A 23089-nucleotide genomic window follows, 5' to 3' on the forward strand; every position below is an offset into this window, starting at 1 on the left:
CCTGGCAGGGTGACAGCCCGTTATCAACAGTAACGCCTGGGCTTACAGCAAGTCAAACGACCCCTGTTTCACCCGCGCAGAATCCAGGCCGATAAATACGTTAAATTTACCTGGCTCAGCAACATCTTGCATGCGGGCATTCCAGAATTTCAGTGCATTGATATCAACCGGGAAGCTGACAGTCTGGGTTTCGTGGGGCTTAAGTGTCACTTTCTTAAACCCACGTAACATTTTCACCGGGCGGCTCATGCTGGCAGTGACATCCTGCAAATAGAGCTGCACTACTGTTGCCCCTTCCCGGTCGCCGGTATTGGTAACAGTAACGCTTGCGGTTACCGTGCCATCCCGTTTCATCACCGGTGAGGACATTTTCACATCAGACACCTGGAACGTGGTATAGCTCAGGCCGAAACCAAAGGGGAACAGCGGGCCGTTAGCCTCGTCGAAATAGTGTGACGTGTATTTATCCGGCTTTTCTGGGTTATATGGGCGGCCTGTATTCAGGTGGCTGTAGTAAACCGGAATTTGCCCAACTGAACGTGGGAAAGACATAGGTAATTTGCCTGAAGGGTTGTAATCGCCAAACAGCACATCAGCGATAGCATTGCCCCCTTCCGTTCCTGCAAACCAGGTTTCCAGCATGGCATCAGCCTGCTGTTGCTCTTTCACCAGCGCCAGTGGGCGGCCATTCATCAGCACCAGCACTAATGGTTTACCCGTCGCTTTCAGGGCGGTAATCAAGTCGCGTTGGCTTTGCGGAATGGTGATATTGGTGCGGCTGGATGCCTCATGAGCCATTCCCTGTGCTTCCCCCACAACTGCTACTACAACATCGGCGCTTTTCGCCGTGTTAACGGCTTCGTCTATCATGGCCTGTGGTGAGCGAGGGTCCTGCTGAACGGCTTTTTCATAGGAGTTCAGGAAATCAATAATGCCCTGATGGTTAGAGATATTGGCACCACGTGCGTAAACAATGTGTGCGCTGTTGCCTGCGGCGTTTTTGATTCCCTGCAACACACTCACCGACTGGCTGGCAACACCGGCAGCCGACCAACTTCCCATCATGTCACGCTGGCTGTCGGCCAGAGGCCCAATAACCGCAATGGTACCCTGCTTTTTAAGCGGCAGAGTCTGCAGGCGGTTTTTCAGCAGCACCAGGCTTTCACGCGCCACTTCACGGGCTTCTTTACGATGCAGACGGCTTTCTGCGTTGGTATCCACCGGGTCACTACTTTTTGGGCCCAGGTGACCGTATGGGTCATTAAATAACCCCATATCATATTTCACGTTAAGCACATGGCGTGTTGCGTCATCAAGCTCAGCCATGGTAACGGCACCGCTTTTAATCAGCCCCGGCAAGTATTTGCTGTAATATTCATCGCTCATACTCATATCTATACCGGCTTTAAGCGCGATACGCACCGCATCCTGCGGGTCACTGGCTACACCGTGGTTAATTAATTCTTTGATAGCACCATGGTCAGAAATAGTAATGCCTTTAAAGCCCCATTCTTTGCGCAGCACATCTTTGAGTAACCAGGAGTCCGAAGTGGCCGGGGTGCCATTCAGTGAATTCAGGGCAATCATTACCCCACCACTTCCCGCGTCCAGCCCGGCTTTATAAGGCGGCAGATAGTCGTTAAATAACCGCTGTGGGCTCATATCCACCGTGTTGTATTCTTTCCCACCTTCCACCGCGCCGTATGCAGCAAAGTGTTTCACACTGGTCATAACTGAGTAACGGTCCGCCGGGCTTTTCCCCTGCATAGATTCAACCATGGTGCGGCCCATTATGGATGTGAGATAAGTATCTTCACCGAACCCTTCGGACACCCGCCCCCAACGCGGGTCACGGCTCACGTCTACCATGGGTGCCCAGGTCATATTCAGGCCATCATCGGCGGCTTCCCAGGCGGAAATACGCCCCACAGTACGCACTGCATCAAGGTCAAATGTGGAAGCCAGCCCCAGGCTTATTGGGAATACAGTGCGCTGACCATGCACGACATCATAAGCAAAGAATAAGGGGATTTTCAGGCGGCTGAGTTGCATCACCTGATCCTGCATCTTACGAATATCCGGGCGGGTTACCGTATTAAAAATAGCGCCAACGTGCCCTTCTTTGATCATTTCACGAATTTTTTCTTTTGGGTTATCAGGCCCGACGCTAATTAACCTGAGCTGGCCGATTTTTTCATCGACAGTCATTTTTTTCAGCAGGCTGGTGACAAAAGCATCACGCGCCTCGGTGGTCATAGGATGGGGACCAAACAAATCATCGGCCAGTGCAGGTTGCAGCGCAAGACTCACGGCAAGCCCAACAGAACAAAGCCATTTCATAAGTTGACTCTCAGGTTAAGGCGGTGCCTGGCTGACGCCGCACAGAAAAATAAAAAAGGAAGTTTGCCACAAGCAGGAATGAGTAAAAAGTAAGATAATCCGGATATATGCACCTGTTTTGCAAAATGACTCTCCACAAATTGATTTTTTCGGCGCTATGCTTAATGCCGAAATTTGCTCATCACAGGAGTGAGACATGTCTTACGTCGTGAAATCGAAACACCTGGCCTTTATAAATGAACTCAAACATCTGGTAGGCCATCATCATGTTCTTACCGATCCAGCCCGCACCGCTCGCTACCGTAAAGGTTTCCGGTCTGGTGAAGGAGACGCGCTCGCCGTGGTGTTTCCGGGTTCGCTACTGTCTTTGTGGCAGGTACTGAAAGCTTGTGTCGCTACCGACAAAATTATTCTGATGCAGGCAGCCAACACAGGTTTAACCGAAGGGTCCACTCCGAGCGGCAACGATTATGACCGTGATATTGTCATTATCAGTACCTTGCGGCTGGATAGACTGCACATACTGGATAACGGTGAGCAAGTGCTGGCCTGGCCGGGAACCACGTTGTACCAACTGGAGAAAGCATTGAAGCCCCTGGGGCGTGAACCCCATTCTGTCATTGGTTCTTCCTGTATTGGCGCATCGGTTATGGGTGGCGTGTGCAATAACTCAGGCGGCTCTTTAGTGCAACGCGGCCCGGCTTACACCGAAATGGCGTTGTATGCGCAAATTGACAGCCAGGGGCAGTTACACCTGGTTAACCATCTGGGGATTGACCTGGGGGAAACACCAGAACAAATTCTGTCGCAACTCGATGATGATAAAATCGCGCCTGAACGGGTACAACATGATGAACGGCGGGCGTCCGATAACGATTACCAGCACCGGGTGCGTCAGGTTGATGCCAATACGCCTTCGCGCTATAACGCAGACCCTGACCGGTTATTTGAAGCCTCTGGCTGTGCCGGAAAACTGGCGGTGTTCGCCGTGCGCCTGGATACCTTTGCCGCCGAGAAACAGCAGCAGGTGTTTTATATTGGAACCAATCAGACACAAGTGCTGACCGAGTTACGCCGCCATATGCTGGCTGAATTCACGCACCTGCCGGTTGCCGGGGAATATATGCACCGGGATATCTACGATATTGCCCAAACCTACGGCAAAGATACCTTCCTGATGATAGACAAACTGGGCACTGACAAAATGCCAGCCTTGTTCAGTCTGAAAGGCCGTACCGATGCAATGCTGGAAAAACATTCTCTGTTTAAGCCGCATTTCACGGACCGTTTTATGCAGAAAATCAGTGGTTATTTTCCTAACCATTTGCCAGCACGAATGCAGGAGTGGCGGAAAAAATATGAGCATCATTTGTTGCTGAAAATGTCCGGTGACGGGATCGCCGAAGCGCAAAGCTTCCTGGAACGTTATTTTCATGATGCTGAAGGTGACTTTTTTGTTTGTAGTGCCGAAGAAGGTGCGAAAGCCTTTTTACACCGTTTTGCGGCAGCGGGTGCGGCCATTCGTTACCATGCAGTTCATGCAGATGAAGTTGAGGATATTTTGGCTCTGGATATTGCCCTGCGCCGCAATGATACGGACTGGTTTGAACACCTGCCACCAGAGCTGGATGGCCAGATATTGCACAAGCTCTATTACGGGCACTTTATGTGCCATGTGTTTCACCAGGACTATATTGTGAAGAAAGGCGTGGATGTTCATGAGCTTAAAGAGCAGATGCTGGTTCTGCTACGCGAGCGTGGTGCGCAATACCCGGCGGAGCACAATGTTGGGCATTTATACGAAGCGCCACCTGCGCTGCAAACCTTCTATAAAGAAAATGACCCCACCAACAGTATGAACCCAGGGATTGGTAAAACCAGCAAACTGAAAAACTGGCAGGCTCCTCAAGAAACACCAACAGAGTAACCTTCAGTTCTGACACCTGGCGGATGGCCCGCCAGGTGTCCTGCCAATTATTCTTCTACCTGCACTGGCTGATTATTCACCATATCGGTGGCTTTATCTTGTTTATACGCCAGCGCTGCCGCTGGTACTGGTGTGGCTTTTCCCGTCTCAAGCCAGGTGCGAATCCGGCTGGCATCAGCAAAGTGAGTATATTTGCCAAAAGCATCCAGAACCACCAGGGCCACTGGGCGCTTATTGATTACCGTACGCATCACCAGGCAGTGGCCGGCTTTATCGGTATAACCGGTTTTGGTGAGCTGAATATCCCAGTTATCCCGGAAGATAAGGTGGTTAGTATTACGAAATGGCAGGCTGTAGTTCGGGTGGCTGAACTGTGCTTCGTCTTCCCGCGTGGTACTGAGTTCGCCAATCAACGGGTACTGGCGGCTTGCCATCACCAGTTTGGTCAGATCACGAGCGGTAGACACATTGCTCGGTGACAACCCTGTAGGCTCGACATAATGCGTATGGGTCATACCCAATGCTCGGGCTTTGGCATTCATGGCGCGAATAAAAGCATCGTACCCACCAGGATAGTGCGCCGCAAGGCTTGCCGCAGCACGGTTTTCCGAAGACATCAACGCCAATAACAACATATTGCGACGGCTAATTTCACTGTTGAGCTTAACCCGGGAAAACACCCCGCGCATTTCCGGCGTATGGCTGATATCCACGGACAGCATATCATTCAGTGGCTGGCGGGCATCAAGCACAACCATCGCCGTCATCAATTTGGTGAGCGAAGCTATGGGCCTCACACGGTCCGGGTGGCTGGAATAAAGCACTTTGCCATCGGCCAGATCAACCACCATGGCACTGCCAGAGGCGATTTGAGGCTGGTCTGCTACCACCGCGTGAGCGACCGGTTTCGCTCTCGCAGTGGCATGATGAGCAGTAGCATGATGCGCGGTGGCATGCGCCGTTTTATGTGAGGTGTGGTGTACCGTTTTCTTTGCCTCTGCCTTTTTGCTGGCAGTGGCATGTTTGGTCTGGGCTGTGTGATGAACTGTTTTATGTGTTTTTGTATGGGTGACCGTGGTTGTTGCCTGTTCGGCAGACACAAAAGGCACCGCACTAAAGAGAGCGACACTAAGCAAAGTAAGGCGAATATTTTTATGCATGGCAACAAATTCAACAAGGTTATCTCTGCGCGATACAACGCACACCGCGCTCTGGAATGGCGCTGGCGCCAGAATAATACTCCGCAGTCAATTGTAACCGCCAGCGAAGTTTCGTTATCAAATAATGCAGTTTATTCTATAGAAAACAATTTAGGGAAAAGCAGTATGACCCGCGGCAACCAAAGCCTGGGGCGATATTGTACAAGAGTAGTATTGGCAGGATAAAACAGCGCAGTACAATTGACTAAAAACGTTCTACCGGGGCAGGCAGCCCCGGGATTGATAAGCACTCAGGCACTAGCTAAATAACCGGTACCCGTAGCCCCACAGCAGCACCGTAATTGCCAGCAACACTTCGAGAACCAGCACACCGATTGCCAGGGTTGAACTGGAGAAGTTAACCCCTTCCGATTTGCTGATATTCAAAAATGCCGGAATGCCCACATAGAGCAAATAGCCGGAGTAAAACAGCGCGATTGTGCCAATTAATGCACATAGCCATACCACAGGCCACAACCCAACGATGCCACTTAACATCAAGGGCGTCGCCACATAACCGGCAAAAACCATACAGCGCTTAAGTGCTGGCCTGTCCGGATAATAACGAGCCATCCACCAGATAACCCGCCCCATGAATGCGACCCCAGCCAGGATAATGGCATAAAAAACAACAGCCAGCACCAGAGCCGTTGAGGGCATGAGTTGTACAGTAGTATCATTTCCGAAACGCCAGCCGAACTGCGTTGTACCAATAAATGCGCACAAAACAGGTACCGCGGCCATTAATAAGACATGGTGTGTATAATGGTGGGAGACAGTTTCATTTTCCTGCTTAATTGACTGCATTTCACGTTCGGGATGGGACATCAGCCCCCATACATGGTTCATAAATCCCCCTGATGTACTGGAACGATAAACGCGCTACCCTTATCAGGTAAAACAGCCTCAGGGCACAACGCTCTGCGTAGACCCGCTTGCTGCATGTACCATTAGTATAATGCATGTTGAAAATTTGTTTATTTTTTGAACATATCTGGTTAATAGAAAGAAGCAATGGGCCCGGTATGGAAGAACGAGAACCCTTAACACGATGGATATACATAGTCTTATCAGCCAGTACGGTTACGCGGCACTTTTGATTGGCAGCATGGCAGAGGGTGAAACTATTACCTTGCTAGGTGGTGTGGCAGCCCACCAGGGGTTGTTAAAATTTCCTTTCGTTGTGTTGTGCGTTGCCTTAGGCGGTATGCTGGGTGACCAGGTACTTTACCTGGTGGGCCGCCATTATGGCACGCGTGTGCTCTACCGTTTTCGTAAACACCGCAAACATATTTCTCGAGCCCGTAAGATAATAATCAGTCACCCGTACCTGTTCGTTATTGGCTCGCGCTTTATGTATGGTTTTCGGGTTATTGGCCCGGTGTTGATTGGCATTAGCCGTTTACCTCCACGCATATTTTTCCCGCTTAACATTCTTGGGGCTGCAATTTGGGCAACGCTGTTCACTACGCTTGGTTATCTGGGGGGTGAAATGGTGATGCCGTGGTTACACCAACTTAATAGCCATATAAAACACCTGATTTGGCCTGGTTTGTTATTGGTGGTCGTTGCACTCATTATTTGGCGATTCTGGTGGAAAAAAAAGCGACATAAACACGCCAAAAAATAGCTTTCAGGGATTTTTCAGGCCAGCAAAGCGTTGCATCCTGGCGGGTCACGCGCTAGCATCGCCACCACTGATGGGAGGTATTATGACTATCAAAGAAAATGATTTTAGAAAAATTGATTTGAACCTGTTAGTGGCCTTTGCGGTGCTTTACCGTGAACAAAGTGTTTCTCTGGCAGCAGATAAACTCCACCTCGGCCAGCCTGCTGTAAGTGGTTCGCTGGCAAGACTTCGGGATATGTTCGATGACCCGCTATTTATTCGCAGCGGCCACCGGATGCAACCAACTGCCAGGGCAGACGCACTACACTGTGAATTAATGCCCCTGCTGGAGCAGTTGCAATCAACGTTATTCCACCCTTCAGATTTTAACCCGGCGACAGCCAGGGCGACGATTACGCTGGGTATGGCTGACTGGGTTGAAACCTGGCTGATGCCGGTATTATTGCCCCTGGTTCGCCAGCAGGCACCGGGAATCCAGCTAAGCGTAGTTGCCAGCAACCCGTTTACCGATCTGGCTCACCTGGAAGGTGGCGAGATGGATATGGTCGTGAATATGTCTGAAGGTGGGCCTCGTTGGCTGGAAAGTACGCCAATAGTGGCAATGCCATTTGTTGCACTCTGGCATCCACAGCATGTACCACTATCCGGCCCGTTAACGCTGGAAGATTACCTGGCCTGGCCGCATTTTGCTGTAAGTAACCGGGAAACCAGTAACAGCCAGATTGACACTCTGCTCGCTAAACAGGGTTATACCCGCCAGATTAGCTATTCCACACCTCACTTTGCCGCACTGCCGGGGCTACTCTGCAGCCAGCCAGGCATTGCGACTGTGCCGGCTGCGCTGGGGCCTCTCTGGCAACCTCACTGGGGCCTCAGTGGGAGCCCACTTCCTGTGGCAATTCCACCAGCACAACTGGCGTTAAGCTGGCACCAGCGGCATAACAGTGACCCGGCGCTGATGTGGTTTCGGGACCTGGTGAGTAACCATTTGGCGGAATATTCATTGAAGCAGGCAGCCTGAGCGCCTGCTGAGGTTATAACTGTTCAATCGCCTGGCGAATGGCTGCGGAAGTGTTCAGTGTGCGCACGGTAGTGAATAATTCGCTGGCCTGGGGGTAATTTTTCCGCAAATACCCAAGCCACTGTTTAATCCGCGCCACATGGTACATCCCGGTATCGCCCTGCTTTTCCAGGCGGCAATATTTTTTCAGTAGCTGAATCACATCGGGCCAGGGCATAGCCGGCTCGCCGTATTTAATCATCCGGCTCAGGTTTGGAATATTCAGCGCCCAACGCCCAACCATAACAGCATCGCACCCGGTTTGTGCCATACACGCTATGGCACTGGCCTGGTCACGTATTTCACCATTGGCAATAACTGGAATATCCAGGCGTTCGCGAATCTTACCAATGGCCGCCCAGTCTATGCGTTCTGCCCGGTAGCCATCCTCTTTTGTTCGACCATGCACCACCAGTTCTGTCGCGCCAGCCTGTTGCACGGCATCGGCAATTTCCAGGCTGCGATGTGGCGAATCCCACCCGAGGCGAACTTTGACGGTTACTGGCAGGTGCACAGGCACTGCTTCCCGCATGGCTTTCGCCCCCTGGTAAATCAGCTCAGGGTCTTTTAGCAAAGTTGCCCCACCGCCACTACCATTGACGACTTTAGAAGGGCAACCACAATTCAGATCAACGCCCCATGAGCCCAGTTCAACGGCACGTGCCGCATTTTCGGCCAACCATTGAGGATACTGCCCGAGCAACTGAATACGCACCAGGGTGCCAGAAGGTGTGCGGCTTTGGTTAGCCAGCTCCGGGCAAATGCGCTGGAATGATTTCACCGGCAGGCAACTATCCACCACGCGTAAAAATTCGGTGATGCATAAATCGTAATCGTTCACCTCTGTCAGCAGTTCCCGCACAAGTGCATCGAGAACGCCTTCCATCGGCGCCAGTAAAACGCGCATAGAGTGACTCATTCAGTAAAAAAGACGCGCTATGTTAGCCTGACGCCAGGCGGGTGACAAACCTGAAATACGCTTTGTTTAAAGGCCAGAGCCTACTTACGAGGAACTTTATTGCAGCAATGAGGCTGGTGTGCCGCATTGTCTTTTATATTCTGATCGATAAAGCGAAAGTAACCTATTTTTACCCGGTTCCATATACTGCTGGCAAACTGCGCGCCATAACCGTTAAGCACCTTTTCTACCGCATCCACACCACATTGCGCCGCATCATAGACACAGGTTAAGGTTACTGAAGCAGGCAAGTATTCCACCGTATCCATCCCAGGTAATTGCCTGGTTTCAATAACCAGAGCCTCTATTTTCCCTTCATCTACGCCAGAAAGTTTCAGCTTACGGGTAACCTGGTTTACACCAGTAACACCGGTTTTATGATTAACGTGACTCATTTATGCCTCTGATTCATTCATAAGCTTCTCGTCTAACATTAAATATTGCTCAGGGCAAGTTTCAATATATTTTAGGCATTAGAGAAAAATCCAGAGTATGACAAATTGCTTGCACAATATGGCTTTACACGGCTGACTCAGCAGGATATTGATACGTTGATGCCAAAAATCTGATATTAGTGGTAATTCCGCCTGAAAAAAGAGCTGTCTATGACACAATCACTTTACTTCGCGCTCAGGCCGGTTGTGTAACACAATATGAATACCAATTTCCCTTCCGTGCGGTAATTGATGGCAAATTATTCCATGACACGCCACTCAACCCATTGCGTCAGGCAGACTGTTCTTCCCTTAACGTTATGGTGGGATTTAATCAGCATGATGGCTGGTTTCAGGTGTCTCGTACGTCGTCGCCATCAACATTCACCAGCGGAAAACTGACACACAGCACTGCTGCCCAGAGCCAGATTATCTGTGCTGCTATGCAGCGCCGTTACCCGGAAAAAACAGTGCTGGATATAAGTCTCTGAGCGTGGATATATTTTACCAGGCTTATCGCTGATTAAGGTATTAACTGAACAAGGTGCTACGGGGTGGCTTTATCGCTTCGTTCTAAAGCAAATAACAGGGGAATATTCAGGATATTGTGTTCACGCAAGCGATCTGCCATATATCTGGCATAATTTCTCCGACCCTTACATGCAAGAATTTAGCCCTGCTGGGGCATCAACACTGAGTGCAGGAAAAGCATTAAGAATGACATGGGTAAATTTTATTACCCATGGAACAGCACAATATGGCAAGCAGGCACTGGCATTATTTAAACCAAATGAACCTCATGCCTGGCAGTTCGCACAAGACCAGCAGGAAGATATTAAACAGATTATTTCCCCACTTTTATTGTTAGCAGAAGAGTCCTTGCCAGATAACCGTATATATTAGCGAAGTATTTTTAAATATATATATTGCCGCCTCTGGCAGATGCCCTCCTGTCTATTTCAGGAGAGCGGAGCAACTCGCCTAACGTTGCAAATCATGTAGCCTGTGCAAAACTCGTTCACCTTTGTTCAATACTTTGCAGTTGGCTGTTGCTCTACAAGCCAAACCCAGGGGTGGCCAATAAATTCGCGCAGTGCATCCAGAAAAACAGTAACCCTGGCTGGCGGATGGCGAAGCGCACGCAGAGCGTATATCCCGGTGGATGCCTGAGGTTGTGAAGACCATTGCGGGAACAGTTGTTCCAGAGCACCGGAGTTAATATCTTGCCCGACTACCCAGTCTGGCAGGTAAGCGATGCCCAACCCTTCGATAGCGGCCAGGCGCATGGCATCAAAATCATCACACCCAAACAGCGGTTGTGTGCTGATGCCACGAACCGGTTGCCCAATAACATGGCTCCAGCCCAGTAAATCCGCACCATGGATTTTATCGATTAGGCGGTGTGAGGTGATATCAGCCGGGGTTACCGGCCTGCCTGCTTTATTCAGGTAATCTGGGCTGGCGCACAACACCCTGGTTTGTACCGCAATACGGCTGCCAATCAGGGTGCTGTCGGCCAGGTCGCCAATGCGAATAACCAGATCCAGGCGCTCAGCAACGGGATCCGCCAGACGCTCAGTCAGATCTAAATCCAGGCTGAGATCGGGATACTGTTTAGCCAGCTTCCCCATCACAGGCAGGACATATCGCTTGCCAAAAGTTGGGTAACAGGCAACCCGAAGTACCCCGGTCACCTCGCCTTTCATCGATGACAACTCCTGTTGCACATCGACCAGCGAATCGAGGATCTGCCGCGCTCGCACCAGCAACGCTTCTCCAGCATCAGTCAGTGTCAGGTGGCGCGTGGAACGTAAGAAAAGTGGGGTGTCGAGGTGTGCTTCGAGGGCATCAATCTGCCGGCCTACAGACGACGGTGTCTTGCCGCGCCGCCGCGCAGCACCCGAAAAACTGCTCTCGTGTGCAACATCAACAAAGACACCAAGAAACTCCGCAAATTTTTCTGATTGCATCTGTGCATTTCTTGCATAGCTGTTGTGGGGAGTTCCTATCTTATCAGTCATGCGTTCTTTTCATACTCTTCTTCTCAACGAAACGGCAAACAAACCAACATCAATCTGAGGATGAAGACCATGCAAACCACACCATACGATTCACTCTACCTGTTTATCAACGGCACCTGGTTGGAAGCGGAAGAACGCGACACTGTTGCTGTCATTAATCCATCAACCGAAAAAACGCTGGGCCGCTTACCCCTGGCAACCAAAGCTGACCTGGAACTGGCACTGAATACCGCACGCGACAGCTTCAAAACCTGGAGCCGCACCGTTCCGGCTGAACGGGCTCGTGTACTGAAACAGGCTGCCGCACTGATGCGTGAACGGTCTGAACACATCGCCACCCAAATGACGTTGGAAGAAGGCAAGCCACTGGTAGAAAGCCGGGATGAAGTTCTGCGTGCGGCAGACTATTTTGAGTGGTTTGCAGAAGAAGGCCGCCGCATTGATGGCCGGGTAGTACCGGCAAACCGGCCTGGCATTCAGCAGTTGGTAAAAAGACAAGCAATTGGCCCTGTTGCTGCCTTTACCCCGTGGAATTTCCCGGCCATTACCCCGGCACGCAAACTGTCAGCGGCACTCGCCGCAGGCTGTAGCATCATTCTGAAACCTGGCGAAGAGAGCCCGGCAACAGCACTGGCACTGGCTCGCTGCCTGGATGATGCCGGGCTGCCGAAAGGTGTGCTGCAAATCGTCTTTGGGGTCCCAGACCAGGTTTCCGCGCAACTGATTGCCTCGCCGATTATCCGCAAAGTGGCCTTTACCGGCTCTGTACCGGTAGGCCGGTTACTCTCTGAACGTGCCGCCGCAGGTGTCAAACCCATCACACTGGAATTGGGTGGGCATGGTCCAGTCCTGGTATTTGAAGATGCAGATATTGAAACCGCAGCCAGTGCCGGGGCCGCCAACCGATTTCGTGGCACAGGGCAGGTGTGTATTTCCTCTACACGTTTTCTGATTCAGCAAGGAGCCTATGAGCACTTTGTGGAACGCTTTGTGGCTGCCACCCAACAACTGGTGATAGGCGATGGCTTATCTGGCGAAACACAAATTGGGCCGCTGGCTAACCCACGCCAACTGGCAAAAATGACAGAACTGATTGCCGATGCAGTGGAACAGGGAGCCAAAGTGCTGACTGGTGGTAAACGCCTTGACCGGCCGGGCTATTTCTTTGAACCCACAGTGCTCACCGATGTACCAATGAGCGCCCGCATTATGCACGAAGAACCCTTTGGCCCGATTGCTGTACTGCGCCCGTTTAACACACTGGAAGATGGGCTGGAAGAGGCCAACCGCCTGCCTTATGCCCTGTCGGCTTATGCATTCACCCGTGATGCCCGTACAGCACTTGATGTTGGCGATGGTTTGGAAGCCGGCATGATTGGCATCAACCAGTACCGTATTGTGGCAACGGAGCTTCCCTTTGGTGGGATGAAAGAGAGTGGCCATGGTTCAGAAGGCGGTACCGAAGGCATTCATCACTACCTGACCAATAAATTTATCAGCCAGGCCTGATTCTCAGAAACACAACGCACAACAATATAAAGGACAAGACCATGAAAAATATCGACTTTACCAGCCCACGTGCAGCGGCCCGCCCTTTTACACCCAAACTGGCGGATTTCGTAGAGCAACCGCTCTATTCCGATGTCTGGGCGGACACAGACCTGGCCCCCCGCGACCGCAGCCTGATAACCATCGCCTGCCTGGTAGCGTTAAACCACGCTAATGAGTTACCTGCCCACTTGCGGCGCGGTGTAGAAAACGGGCTGACTCAGACTGAGCTAAGCGCCGTGATCACTCATCTGGCTTTTTATGCCGGTTTCCCGGCGGCCATTACTGCATCGGCTTACGCTAACGCGACGTTCAGTAATGACGAAAACAACGCGCAATAACACCTGGCTGCCAGCCACACTCAGCACGCTGGCAGCATACAACATCTTCTGACTTGTTATATGAGGCAATAAAATGAAAGCGATAAACTTTGACGAATTCGGGCCTGCCAGCGTACTCAAACTGAGTGAAGCCCCAGACCCCATCCTTCGCCCGAATGATTTACTGGTTCGTACCCGTGCCGCAGGGGTTAACCGTGCTGATTTAACTCACCGCCGCGGTGGTTATGGCCGCCCTGATTTCGGTGATTCCACCATTATGGGGCTGGAAATTGCTGGCGATGTCATTGCTGTAGGGGAAAATGTCCGGGGTTACACGGTTGGTGACCGGGTGATGGGGATTGTTGGTGGCGGCGCTTATGCTGAAATTGCCCGTATAGACTACCGCATGGCAATGCCCATCCCGGAAAAAATGGATTACATCCACGCAGCGGCGATTACCGAGGTGTTCGTCACGGCTAACGAAGCACTGATTAACCTTGGGCAGCTACAGGCTGGCGAAACAGTGCTGGTGCATGCAGGCGCTGGCGGGGTTGGTGGTGCAGCAGTGCAACTGGCTCATGCCGTGGGTGCGACAGTGCTGACAACAGCCAAAAAAGAAGCGCATGGCCTGGTCCACCAACTGGGCGCAGACTACGCCATTGATTATGAGAACGAAGACTTCACCGATGTTGTTGCCCGTGTCACTGAAGGTAAAGGGGTGGATTTGATACTGGATTTTATTGGTGCGCCTTACCTTTCCCGGAACGTTAATGCCCTGAACTTTGGTGGCCGCCTGGTGCAAATTGGTATTATGGGCGGGATTGAGAATGCACAATTGCCGCTGGACCGTGTGCTATACCGCCACTTGCGTATTATGGGAACCGTCATGAAGTCCCGTTCACAGGACGTTAAACAGGCCATGTCGCAACGCTTTCGCGAACGCTGGTTAACCCACTTTTCTGAAGCGAGTTTAAACCCGATTATCGACAGCGTGTTCCCACTTGCTGAAGCCAGTGCCGCGCACCAGCGCATGGAAGACGGGCTAAATGTGGGCAAAATTGTCTTAACCATGTAAACCAGGCTCATGTAAACCTCACCGGACAGCACCCCAGATACAGGGGGAGGAAGCCTTTCGTTTCCTCTCCCCCTCTGCACAATGCCGCGCTAAATACCCGCTGGCGAAACGTTGCCGGATAACGGCTCTGTTTTCTCTGCCATCGGCTATTTACAAGCCCTGGCCCTTCACGAACAGCAACCCACTGGATTGCAGCAATCACCTATGGTATCAACCGGTATCAGCCATACTAAAAAGGCATTGTTGCTATAACCGGAATTCATGATGTGATCCATAGCACAAAACCTTTTTTAATTGTATGATGAATGCATTCATTCAGGGGTTACTTAAATGCGCCATACATTGCTTATTATCTGGCAATATTGCCGGGCCTTCTTCTTTATCTATGCCTGTCTGTATGCCGGGCAGTTTATTGCCACACTGCTTCCTATTACGATCCCAGGCTCTATCATTGGCATGCTGATGCTGTTCCTGTTGCTCTCATTACAAATTCTGCCAGCCCAGTGGGTAAAACCTGGCTGCCATTTATTTATTCGTTATATGGCATTGCTGTTTGTTCCTATTGGAGTGGGTGTTATGCAGTATTTCGATTTGCTGCGTACCCAGTTCGGGCCCATTGTAGTGTCGTGCACTATCAGCACCATAGTTATTCTGGTTGTTGTTAGTTGGAGTTCTCAGCTGGTTCACGGGGAACGTAAAGTTGTCGGCCAGAAAGAGGCTAAAGAGAAATGAGTGATATTTGGTGGTCTTTGCCGCTGACACTGGTGGTTTTCTTTGCGGCACGTAAGCTTGGCTCTGTGGTAAAAACCCCGCTGCTGAACCCGTTGCTGGTTTCCATGGTAGTGATTATTCCTTTTCTGCTGCTTACAGGTATCAAATACCAGCACTATTTTCAGGGCAGCAAAATGCTGAACGACTGGCTGCAACCCGCTGTGGTGGCGCTGGCATTTCCATTATATGAACAACTTCACCAAATCCGCGCCCGCTGGAAATCCATTATTTCCATCTGTTTTATTGGCAGCATGGTGGCAATGATAACGGGCACCAGCATTGCGCTATTAATGGGGGCGACACCACAAATCGCGGCCTCAATACTGCCTAAATCGGTTACTACGCCTATTGCGATGGCAGTTGGTGGCAGCATTGGTGGTTTACCGGCAATCAGTGCAGTGTGTGTTATCTATGTGGGTATTTTAGGGGCGGTGTTTGGCCATACTCTGTTAAATGCCATGCACATCACCACCAAGGCATCACGCGGCTTGTCTATGGGTACAGCTTCCCATGCATTAGGCACTGCGCGTTGTGCGGAACTGGATTTCCAGGAAGGGGCATTCAGCTCACTGGCGCTGGTTATCTGCGGGATTATCACTTCACTGGTCGCCCCGTTTCTGTTTCCCGTTATTCTGGCAGTTGTAGGGTAAAAGTTGCGCACAATCTCGAAAATACGCAACATATTTCACATGTTGCACTAATAATTAGATTCATGTCACATATCAAGGTTAGTGAGAACCGTACACTACGGTTCCATTAACCTGATACAAGGCATCATGTTATGCATCCCCGTTTTGTTTCAGCCTTCGAAACTCTGCCAGCCACTCTTCGTCCTTCCCTGCAACCTTTACTGGAAGATAGCGCGTTTCCGGCCATGCTCACTTCTGAGCAAACACAGCATCTGCGACAACAAACCGGCATGGATAACAACGCACTGGCTTTTGCCTTGCTTCCTTTAGCTGCAGCCTGCGCCTGGACGGGCATTTCGCATTTTAATGTGGGAGCCATTGTTCATGGTACGAGTGGCGCGCTGTGGTTCGGGGCCAATATGGAGTTTCCAGGCAGCAGCATGCAACAAACTATCCATGCCGAGCAAAGTGCTATCAGCCATGCATGGATGGGCGGAGAACAGGCCTTAAGCGGCATAACCGTTAACTATACGCCGTGCGGGCACTGCCGCCAGTTTATGAATGAACTCAACAGTGGGTTGTCGCTGGAGATTCATTTGCCAGAACGCGAACCTGCCACACTCGGCAATTACTTACCTGATGCCTTCGGCCCGAAAGACCTCGCCATCACAACATTATTGTTGGATAACGAAGACCACAGTTTCCCGGTTACAGGTTCAGCGCTGGAACAGTCTGCCATTACCGCAGCCAACCGCAGCCACTGCCCATACAGCCAGTCACCAGGCGGAGTAGCATTACAAACCCACGATGGCAGCTTGTTCGCCGGGAGCTATGCCGAAAATGCGGCGTTTAACCCTTCATTACCCCCATTACAAGTGGCTCTGAACCTGCTACGCCTGCGTGGTTACCGCGCTGAAGATATCGCTTGCGCAGCAATAGCGGAACGTGAAAATGGGCAGATAAGCCACCACGACAGCACGGTTTCCCTGCTTCATACTCTGGGTTGCCAGAATATAACGTTAGTTACGCTCGTGTGAAAAGGTGAACAACGCGTGCTTAAATTAGCACCAACCAGGAGGGGATAGCTTGCTCTTCATGGGGTGGTCAAGTAGCCTTGGAAGCACTTTAATCGCAAGCCGAGCGTTACTATCTATGTTTAAGCGTCTGTTATACAGTCTGTTAGTCCTGACTGGGTTAATGCTGATAACAGCGCTTGCCCTGGATCGCTGGATAAGCTGGCAAACAGCCCCTTATGTGTATGATGAAATCCAGGACCTGCCTTACCGCCAGGTTGGGGTTGTTTTGGGAACCGCCAAATATTACCGCACCGGTGTCATCAACCAGTATTACCGCTACCGCATTCAGGGTGCACTTAACGCTTATAACAGCGGTAAAGTGAACTACCTGCTGTTAAGTGGCGATAACGCATTAACCAGCTATAACGAACCGATGACCATGCGCAAAGACTTAATCGCTGCCGGGGTGGATCCGGCTGATATTGTGCTGGATTATGCCGGGTTCCGAACACTGGATTCGATTGTACGTACCCGCAAGGTATTTGATACCAACGATTTTATTATCATCACCCAACGCTTTCACTGTGAGCGTGCGTTATTTATTGCGTTGCATATGGGGATTCAGGCCCAGTGTTATGCAGTCCCTTCCCCAAAAAACATGTGGTCTGTGCGTTTCAGGGAGTTCGGTGCCCGGTTGGGTGCACTGGCTGATTTATTTATTTTTAAACGTGAACCGCGCTTTTTGGGACCACTGGTACCTATTCCGGCGGCACATGTTGTTTCTGATGATAATCAGGGCTACCCCGCCGTCACGCCCGAACAATTGCTTGAGCTACAGAAGAAAGCCAGCGCAGCAGAAAAAAAAGCGACAGATACCCCATAAACCGTGGCGGGTTACCAGGCATTCCCGGTAAAAAATAAATAAAAAAACCGCGCCTGGCATAACCGGCGCGGTTTTTTGTGCAAAACAGATTATTTCTTACGGGCGTATTTCAGTGAATCCAGCGCCACAGCAAAGATAATAATGCCGCCTTTAATAATGTACTGCCAGTATGGGTTGATACCAATATAGGTCAGGCCATAGTTAATTACAGTAAAAATGATTACCCCGGTAACCACACCAATCACTGTACCCACACCGCCACTGAACGAGACACCACCCACCACGCAGGCCGCAATGGCGTCCAGTTCGTACATAAAGCCCAGGTTGTTGGTTGCAGAACCAATACGTCCGGCTTCCAGCATCCCACCGAAGGCGTAAAACACACCAGATAAGGCATAGATCATCAGCAGGTTCAGGCCAACATTCACCCCGGATACTTTTGCCGCTTCTGGGTTGCCGCCGATAGCAAAAATGTTTTTACCAAAGCGGGTTTTGTTCCACAGGATCCAGACAAAAATACTGGCTATCACTGCGTAGAAGGTAATGTACGACAACCGGAACGTACCCAGTTGCACAAAACCCTGGGTAAAGGTGGAGAATTGCTGTGCAAAGCCGGAAATAGGCGAAGCGCCGACAAAATCGTAATACAGGGAGTTAACCCCGTAGACGATAATCATAGTACCCAGGGTAGTGATAAACGGGGTCACATTCAGATAAGCGATAATAATCCCATTAATCAGGCCAATTACCGCGCCAATCACACACACAATCAAGATAACCACGGGAATAGACATGGTTTCCAGGTGCGGGAACACTTTGTTGACGTTATCCATCGCCTGCAGCATGGTAGCCGCAATCACCGCTGCCAGGCCAACCTGACGCCCGGCAGACAGGTCTGTCCCCTGGGTTACAATCAACCCTGCCACACCCAGTGCAATAATAATACGCACCGATGACTGAGTCAGAATGTTGCTCAGGTTAAGCAGGCTTAAAAAGGTTGGATCCTGGAAAATAATAATAGCCAGTAAGACAAACAGTACGACGTAAATACCGCCGTCTTTCAGGTAGGTAAGTAAGCTTTTCTTATTTAACGCACTCATGAGAAGCCCCTGAGATTAAAGGTGCAAAGACGCAAGACGCAATATTTCGTTTTGCGTGGCGGTTTTGGTGTCAACGATGCCGGAAACGAGCCCATTGCTCATAACCAGAATCCTGTCAGTTATCCCTAATAACTCTGGCATTTCGGAGGAAATAATAATTATCCCCTTCCCTTTTTTCGCCAGTTCAGCCATTAGTTGGTAAATTTCAAATTTAGCCCCAACATCGATCCCGCGAGTCGGTTCATCAAGCATCAGTATTTCAGGTTGGGTTAATAACCAACGGCCAATAATGACCTTTTGCTGGTTACCACCAGACAAAGAACCGATCTGGGTTTTATGGCCAGGTGTTTTAACTCGCATGGCATCAATTACCCATTGGGTATCACTTTTCATGCGAGTATTATCCAGCAAACCGACTTTGTTTTTATACCGCTTAATATTAGAAATAAGCGAGTTAAAACCAATATCCAGGTAAGCATAAATACCCGTTGAACGGCGCTCTTCGGTTACCAGCGCAAAACCATTATTAATGGCTTCATTCGCTGTATGGTTATTAATAGGCTTACCATGTAACTTAATAGTGCCCGCTGACTTCTCGCGAATACCAAATAACGTTTCGACAATATCAGTACGTTTAGCACCCACCAACCCTGCTATACCCAGGATCTCCCCCTGGTGAAGGTCGAAGGAAATATCGCGAATAGAAGGCTGGCGTAAGGAAGTCAGATTACGGACTTCCATTATTACCTCACCCGGTGTGTTTTCACGCTCAGGGAAACGCTGGCTCAGAGAACGCCCCACCATCATGGCGATAATTTTATCCATATCCAGCCCGTCAAGGGGCTGAGTGGCAATCCACTGGCCATCACGCAGTACGGTGATTTCATCACATAGCTGGAAAATTTCTTCCATCTTATGAGATATATAGACAATGCCGCACCCACGCTCTTTTAGCTTACGAATAATGGTAAACAGGTGGTTAACTTCTTTTTCTGTCAATGACGAAGTGGGCTCATCCATGATGACAATTTTGGCATCATAGGAAAAGGCCTTGGCGATTTCGATCATTTGCATTTGCGAAACGGATAACGTACCCACGCGTGCTTTAGGGTCGATATCAATATCCAGTTCTTCGAAAATCGCTTTGGTATCCTGGTACATTTTGTCCTGGTCGACAAACATACCTTTCGTGGGATAACGCCCCAGCCACATGTTATCCATAACCGAACGCTGTAACACCAGGTTCAACTCCTGGTGAACCATGGAAATACCATTTTCCAGTGCTTCTTTTGCAGAATGGAATTCGATTTCTTTTCCCTGAAAAAGAATACTCCCGCTATCTTTCTTATAAATACCAAACAGGCATTTTAATAATGTTGATTTCCCTGCACCATTTTCCCCCATCAATGCATGAATTGAGTGCGGGCGAACTTTCAGGTTCACATTATCCAGCGCTTTTACGCCAGGAAATGATTTATTAATGTTAGACATCTCTAACAAAAACTCACCTGACGGCTGTATATTATTGCTGACCATAGTCATCACCTGGCTACATCCCATGAATAATCCGCTCATCAGGCATATTATGCCTGGCTTACCGAAAATTATTATGGGTAAAGTATTTATTGCTCATTATGTTGTAATAACAGGCACAGTATTTTCCCGCACCTGTTATTTCCTTTACTATTCAGGCCACATTTCTGTAACCTGAATAGCCAGGGCAAACAATGCTGAAATAGAATTACTTACCTTCGAATTGAGATAAGTTATCTTTATCTACGCCAACATAAGGTACGCGAACAATTTTATCGACAATTTTCCAGCTGGTGCCATCTGCTGGCGCTTTGCCATCGGCCAGGTTACGAGCCAGGTCAAACGTGGCTTTTGCCTGGTTGTTGGCATCGTTCAGTACCGTACCGGCCATTGCACCAGATTTAACCAGCGCCAGGGCTTCAGGCAGCGCATCCACACCGAATACCGGAATTGACGATTTGTTGTGTGCTTTCAGCGCTTCTACCGCACCCATTGCCATGGCATCGTTGTTTGCAATAACCACTTCAATCTTGTTGGCATTTGGGCCAGACAGCCAGGCATCCATTTTATCTTTTGCCTGAGCGGTATCCCACATCGCGGTATCCAGGGCCAGTTGCTGTGTTTTCAGGCCCTTGTCATTCAGCGTTTTCACCACATAAGTCGTGCGCGCTTCTGCATCCGGGTGCCCAGGCTCGCCTTTGAGCAGAACATATTGCACTACGCCATCTTTGTTCAGATCCCAGGAGGGGTTGGCGGCCCAGTGTTTCGCAATCAGCTCACCCTGAATGATGCCAGACTCTTTAGAATCCGTGCCCACATAATAGGCTTTATCGTAGCTATCCAGCGCTTTACGGGAAGGTTCTTTGTTGAAGAAAACAATCGGCACGTTCTGTGAACGGGCTTTCATAATCACGGTGCCTGCGGCAGCCGGGTCAACCAGGTTAATTGCCAGCGCTTTTACCCCTTTCGCCAACAAGACATCAATCTGGTCATTCTGTTTTGACTGGTCATTCTGCGAGTCATTCATCAGCAACTGAACATCTGGCGCACTTTCACCATCTTTTTCAATTGCCTTACGCACCACAGACATAAAGTTATCATCATATTTATAGATGGTGACGCCAATACGGGTTGCTGCGTTTGCAGCTGCGCCAAACAACATGCTTGCCATCACAGCTGACAGAGTAAGCACCTTCTTATTCATGGTATCTCCGGTTTTGCAGGGTAACGATGAAAATCAGTCAGGCGGGATGTTTGTAATCAAAATGTTACATCACGCCGACTTTTCGGGAAAAAAGTTAACGCATCCATGTGATATAACATTCCGTTACTGCTTGTTATGAGCGTCCAGAGGGGCTTTATGTGATAACTACTCACGCGCAGTTACATTATGTTTCACCCTCTAAAACACCGCCATAATAGTAACCGTAATGTTAACTTACTGTGAATTTACTCACAGATTGAAACCGGTTACATCAAACTCTTTATAAAAGAAGTGATCTGGTACACACTTTATTGGTTGGATGAAACAGAGTGTCTACGAACCAGGGTTGGCATAAAACAGTGAGTTTCTGACTCGTCAAGTGTGCCTGCAGCACCACGTAATGCCAGTTCAGTTGCAGTACGGGCCATGGAGGCAATCGGGTAACGTATGGTTGTCAGTTGAGGGTCGGTATACCTTGCAACGGGAATGTCATCAAAACCAATCACAGACACCTGTTGTGGGATATGGAATCCATTATCTTTCAGGGCAGTCATCGCCCCGGCGGCCATGCTGTCGTTATAGGCGAAAATCGCGCTTAATTGTTGGTTGCTACCAAGCAATTCCACCATTGCCGCTTCGCCTCCCTGCAAATCGGGGGTGCCACGCGCAATCCAACTTTCCCGAGGAGTAATCCCTTGCTCTTCCAGCGCCATGGCCCACCCCTGGCGGCGTTGAGTATCATCATCAATACCATGGCTGGAGCTGAGATAACCTATACGCTTATGCCCTTGAGCCACCAGCATTCTGGTTGCCATTAATGCACCGGAAACATTGTCTAACCCAACGCAGCGGTGTTCATAACCGGGTAAAATTCGGTTAATCAGTACCATCCCCGGAACCTGTTCCATAAACAGCGCCATTTCCTGGTCAGATAATGCTTTAGCATGAACAATCAACGCATTACAGCGCTGGCGAATAAGCACTTCAATAGCATGCCGTTCTTTTTCAGCTTCATGGTAACTGTTACCCACCAGCACATATTTGTTATGCGTCTGGGCAACACCGTCCACCGCTTTGACTAATGCGCCAAAAAAAGGGTCGGAAACATCCATTACCACAACGCCAATAGTGTCACTGACCTGGGTTGCCAGTGCCTGTGCGTTGGCATTAGGGCGATAGCCTAGTTGCGTCACAGCTTTCATGACTGCATCACGGGTATCAGGACTCACCAACGCACTATTGTTGAGGACGCGTGAAACTGTGGCAACGGAAACACCCGCGTAACGGGCTACATCGCGAATCGTGACCATGCAAATCATCCAGGCAGAGGTATTTAAAATTTTTGTCGCCGCGTTACCTGCGGTGTGGCGGTTATTTTGTCAGCGAGTGTGTTAACACAGCGTGAGGAAAATCACAGGGATGAAAGCGGTTACAGTAGATA

22 protein-coding genes are annotated in these 23089 nt (G+C 49.9%); 12 read left to right on the forward strand and 10 right to left on the reverse strand.

Going from position 1 to position 23089, the window contains the following annotated elements:
• Nucleotides 1–42 precede the first annotated feature (42 nt).
• The gene (bglX, locus tag LC084_RS10415; RefSeq protein WP_226571061.1) at nt 43–2340 is read right to left on the reverse strand and encodes a beta-glucosidase BglX; all 2298 of its coding nucleotides are present in this window, start codon (nt 2338–2340) and stop codon (nt 43–45) included.
• Between the two features lie 196 nt (nt 2341–2536).
• Here bglX and dld point away from each other — a divergent pair, with 196 nt between their 5' ends.
• Entirely contained in the window at nt 2537–4267 is a 1731-nt protein-coding gene (gene dld / locus LC084_RS10420) for a D-lactate dehydrogenase (RefSeq protein ID WP_226571062.1), read from the forward strand.
• A 47-nt stretch (nt 4268–4314) separates the two neighbouring features.
• Here the strand turns inward: dld and pbpG are convergent, their stop codons facing one another.
• Both pbpG and LC084_RS10430 read right to left on the reverse strand, forming a co-directional pair.
• Entirely contained in the window at nt 4315–5427 is a 1113-nt protein-coding gene (gene pbpG, locus LC084_RS10425; RefSeq protein ID WP_226571063.1) for a D-alanyl-D-alanine endopeptidase, read from the reverse strand.
• Nucleotides 5428–5724: 297 nt separating this feature from the next.
• Entirely contained in the window at nt 5725–6315 is a 591-nt protein-coding gene (locus LC084_RS10430; protein ID WP_226571064.1) for a Yip1 family protein, read from the reverse strand.
• 202 nt (nt 6316–6517) lie between these two features.
• Between LC084_RS10430 and LC084_RS10435 the strand changes: the two genes are divergently transcribed.
• Both LC084_RS10435 and LC084_RS10440 read left to right on the forward strand, forming a co-directional pair.
• Entirely contained in the window at nt 6518–7096 is a 579-nt protein-coding gene (locus LC084_RS10435) for a DedA family protein (protein ID WP_226571065.1), read from the forward strand.
• 82 nt (nt 7097–7178) lie between these two features.
• The gene (locus LC084_RS10440) at nt 7179–8117 is read left to right on the forward strand and encodes a LysR family transcriptional regulator (RefSeq protein ID WP_226571066.1); all 939 of its coding nucleotides are present in this window, start codon (nt 7179–7181) and stop codon (nt 8115–8117) included.
• Between the two features lie 13 nt (nt 8118–8130).
• Here LC084_RS10440 and dusC read toward each other — a convergent pair whose 3' ends face one another.
• Nucleotides 8131–9063, reverse strand: coding sequence for a tRNA dihydrouridine(16) synthase DusC (gene dusC, locus LC084_RS10445; RefSeq protein WP_226571067.1), 933 nt, complete (start codon nt 9061–9063; stop codon nt 8131–8133).
• A gap of 92 nt (nt 9064–9155) precedes the next feature.
• Entirely contained in the window at nt 9156–9509 is a 354-nt protein-coding gene (locus tag LC084_RS10450; RefSeq protein WP_226571068.1) for a cation transporter, read from the reverse strand.
• Nucleotides 9510–9688: 179 nt separating this feature from the next.
• On the opposite strand from LC084_RS10450, the gene LC084_RS10455 reads away from it, so the two are divergent.
• Complete coding sequence (locus LC084_RS10455; protein ID WP_226571069.1) at nt 9689–10039, forward strand: carboxylesterase family protein; 351 nt, start codon at nt 9689–9691, stop codon at nt 10037–10039.
• A gap of 226 nt (nt 10040–10265) precedes the next feature.
• A complete protein-coding gene (locus tag LC084_RS10460) occupies nt 10266–10451 on the forward strand; it encodes a hypothetical protein (protein ID WP_226571070.1) in 186 nt (61 codons plus the stop codon).
• Between the two features lie 125 nt (nt 10452–10576).
• Here the strand turns inward: LC084_RS10460 and LC084_RS10465 are convergent, their stop codons facing one another.
• Nucleotides 10577–11518 (reverse strand): LysR family transcriptional regulator, encoded by a 942-nt coding sequence (locus LC084_RS10465; protein WP_226571071.1) that lies wholly within the window; start codon nt 11516–11518, stop codon nt 10577–10579.
• A 120-nt stretch (nt 11519–11638) separates the two neighbouring features.
• Between LC084_RS10465 and LC084_RS10470 the strand changes: the two genes are divergently transcribed.
• The 7 genes from LC084_RS10470 (at nt 11639) to sanA (ending at nt 17811) form a co-directional block, all read left to right on the forward strand.
• Entirely contained in the window at nt 11639–13078 is a 1440-nt protein-coding gene (locus tag LC084_RS10470; RefSeq protein WP_226571072.1) for an NAD-dependent succinate-semialdehyde dehydrogenase, read from the forward strand.
• Nucleotides 13079–13119: 41 nt separating this feature from the next.
• Nucleotides 13120–13458, forward strand: a complete 339-nt coding sequence (locus LC084_RS10475; RefSeq protein WP_226571073.1) for a carboxymuconolactone decarboxylase family protein — start codon at nt 13120–13122, stop codon at nt 13456–13458.
• A 73-nt stretch (nt 13459–13531) separates the two neighbouring features.
• Nucleotides 13532–14512, forward strand: a complete 981-nt coding sequence (locus LC084_RS10480) for an NAD(P)H-quinone oxidoreductase (RefSeq protein WP_226571074.1) — start codon at nt 13532–13534, stop codon at nt 14510–14512.
• Between the two features lie 330 nt (nt 14513–14842).
• Nucleotides 14843–15244: a CidA/LrgA family protein gene (locus tag LC084_RS10485; protein WP_226571075.1), complete on the forward strand. Its 402-nt coding sequence runs from the start codon at nt 14843–14845 to the stop codon at nt 15242–15244.
• Nucleotides 15241–15933 carry a CidB/LrgB family autolysis modulator gene (locus tag LC084_RS10490; RefSeq protein WP_226571076.1) on the forward strand — a complete coding sequence of 231 codons (693 nt, stop codon included), beginning with the start codon at nt 15241–15243 and terminating at the stop codon, nt 15931–15933. Before LC084_RS10485 ends, LC084_RS10490 begins: the two co-directional genes overlap by 4 nt.
• Nucleotides 15934–16064: 131 nt before the next feature.
• Nucleotides 16065–16949: a cytidine deaminase gene (gene cdd / locus LC084_RS10495; protein ID WP_226571077.1), complete on the forward strand. Its 885-nt coding sequence runs from the start codon at nt 16065–16067 to the stop codon at nt 16947–16949.
• A 115-nt stretch (nt 16950–17064) separates the two neighbouring features.
• A complete protein-coding gene (gene sanA / locus LC084_RS10500) occupies nt 17065–17811 on the forward strand; it encodes an outer membrane permeability protein SanA (protein WP_226571078.1) in 747 nt (248 codons plus the stop codon).
• A gap of 89 nt (nt 17812–17900) precedes the next feature.
• Here sanA and mglC read toward each other — a convergent pair whose 3' ends face one another.
• The 4 genes from mglC to galS form a co-directional block, all read right to left on the reverse strand.
• A complete protein-coding gene (mglC, locus tag LC084_RS10505) occupies nt 17901–18911 on the reverse strand; it encodes a galactose/methyl galactoside ABC transporter permease MglC (RefSeq protein ID WP_226571079.1) in 1011 nt (336 codons plus the stop codon).
• A 15-nt stretch (nt 18912–18926) separates the two neighbouring features.
• Nucleotides 18927–20447, reverse strand: a complete 1521-nt coding sequence (gene mglA, locus LC084_RS10510; protein ID WP_226571080.1) for a galactose/methyl galactoside ABC transporter ATP-binding protein MglA — start codon at nt 20445–20447, stop codon at nt 18927–18929.
• Between the two features lie 205 nt (nt 20448–20652).
• A complete protein-coding gene (gene mglB / locus LC084_RS10515) occupies nt 20653–21648 on the reverse strand; it encodes a galactose/glucose ABC transporter substrate-binding protein MglB (RefSeq protein WP_226571081.1) in 996 nt (331 codons plus the stop codon).
• A gap of 308 nt (nt 21649–21956) precedes the next feature.
• Nucleotides 21957–22958 (reverse strand): HTH-type transcriptional regulator GalS, encoded by a 1002-nt coding sequence (galS, locus tag LC084_RS10520; protein ID WP_226571082.1) that lies wholly within the window; start codon nt 22956–22958, stop codon nt 21957–21959.
• Nucleotides 22959–23089: the final 131 nt, after the last annotated feature.

Source organism: Mangrovibacter yixingensis, from assembly GCF_020523985.1.
GTDB lineage: Bacteria > Pseudomonadota > Gammaproteobacteria > Enterobacterales > Enterobacteriaceae > Mangrovibacter > Mangrovibacter yixingensis.

Bases quoted from the DNA above. Each gene is read 5' to 3' on its own strand.
- LC084_RS10490 (WP_226571076.1), top strand. From the start codon at position 15,241: ATGAGTGATATTTGGTGGTCTTTGCCGCTGACACTGGTGGTTTTCTTT.
- mglB (WP_226571081.1), bottom strand. From the start codon at position 21,648: ATGAATAAGAAGGTGCTTACTCTGTCAGCTGTGATGGCAAGCATGTTG.
- LC084_RS10470 (WP_226571072.1), top strand. From the start codon at position 11,639: ATGCAAACCACACCATACGATTCACTCTACCTGTTTATCAACGGCACC.
- cdd (WP_226571077.1), top strand. From the start codon at position 16,065: ATGCATCCCCGTTTTGTTTCAGCCTTCGAAACTCTGCCAGCCACTCTT.
- LC084_RS10435 (WP_226571065.1), top strand. From the start codon at position 6,518: ATGGATATACATAGTCTTATCAGCCAGTACGGTTACGCGGCACTTTTG.
- galS (WP_226571082.1), bottom strand. From the start codon at position 22,958: ATGGTCACGATTCGCGATGTAGCCCGTTACGCGGGTGTTTCCGTTGCC.
- LC084_RS10480 (WP_226571074.1), top strand. From the start codon at position 13,532: ATGAAAGCGATAAACTTTGACGAATTCGGGCCTGCCAGCGTACTCAAA.
- LC084_RS10465 (WP_226571071.1), bottom strand. From the start codon at position 11,518: ATGCAATCAGAAAAATTTGCGGAGTTTCTTGGTGTCTTTGTTGATGTT.
- LC084_RS10440 (WP_226571066.1), top strand. From the start codon at position 7,179: ATGACTATCAAAGAAAATGATTTTAGAAAAATTGATTTGAACCTGTTA.
- mglC (WP_226571079.1), bottom strand. From the start codon at position 18,911: ATGAGTGCGTTAAATAAGAAAAGCTTACTTACCTACCTGAAAGACGGC.
- pbpG (WP_226571063.1), bottom strand. From the start codon at position 5,427: ATGCATAAAAATATTCGCCTTACTTTGCTTAGTGTCGCTCTCTTTAGT.
- LC084_RS10485 (WP_226571075.1), top strand. From the start codon at position 14,843: ATGCGCCATACATTGCTTATTATCTGGCAATATTGCCGGGCCTTCTTC.
- dusC (WP_226571067.1), bottom strand. From the start codon at position 9,063: ATGCGCGTTTTACTGGCGCCGATGGAAGGCGTTCTCGATGCACTTGTG.
- LC084_RS10430 (WP_226571064.1), bottom strand. From the start codon at position 6,315: ATGAACCATGTATGGGGGCTGATGTCCCATCCCGAACGTGAAATGCAG.
- LC084_RS10450 (WP_226571068.1), bottom strand. From the start codon at position 9,509: ATGAGTCACGTTAATCATAAAACCGGTGTTACTGGTGTAAACCAGGTT.
- mglA (WP_226571080.1), bottom strand. From the start codon at position 20,447: ATGGTCAGCAATAATATACAGCCGTCAGGTGAGTTTTTGTTAGAGATG.
- LC084_RS10460 (WP_226571070.1), top strand. From the start codon at position 10,266: ATGACATGGGTAAATTTTATTACCCATGGAACAGCACAATATGGCAAG.
- dld (WP_226571062.1), top strand. From the start codon at position 2,537: ATGTCTTACGTCGTGAAATCGAAACACCTGGCCTTTATAAATGAACTC.
- LC084_RS10475 (WP_226571073.1), top strand. From the start codon at position 13,120: ATGAAAAATATCGACTTTACCAGCCCACGTGCAGCGGCCCGCCCTTTT.
- sanA (WP_226571078.1), top strand. From the start codon at position 17,065: ATGTTTAAGCGTCTGTTATACAGTCTGTTAGTCCTGACTGGGTTAATG.
- bglX (WP_226571061.1), bottom strand. From the start codon at position 2,340: ATGAAATGGCTTTGTTCTGTTGGGCTTGCCGTGAGTCTTGCGCTGCAA.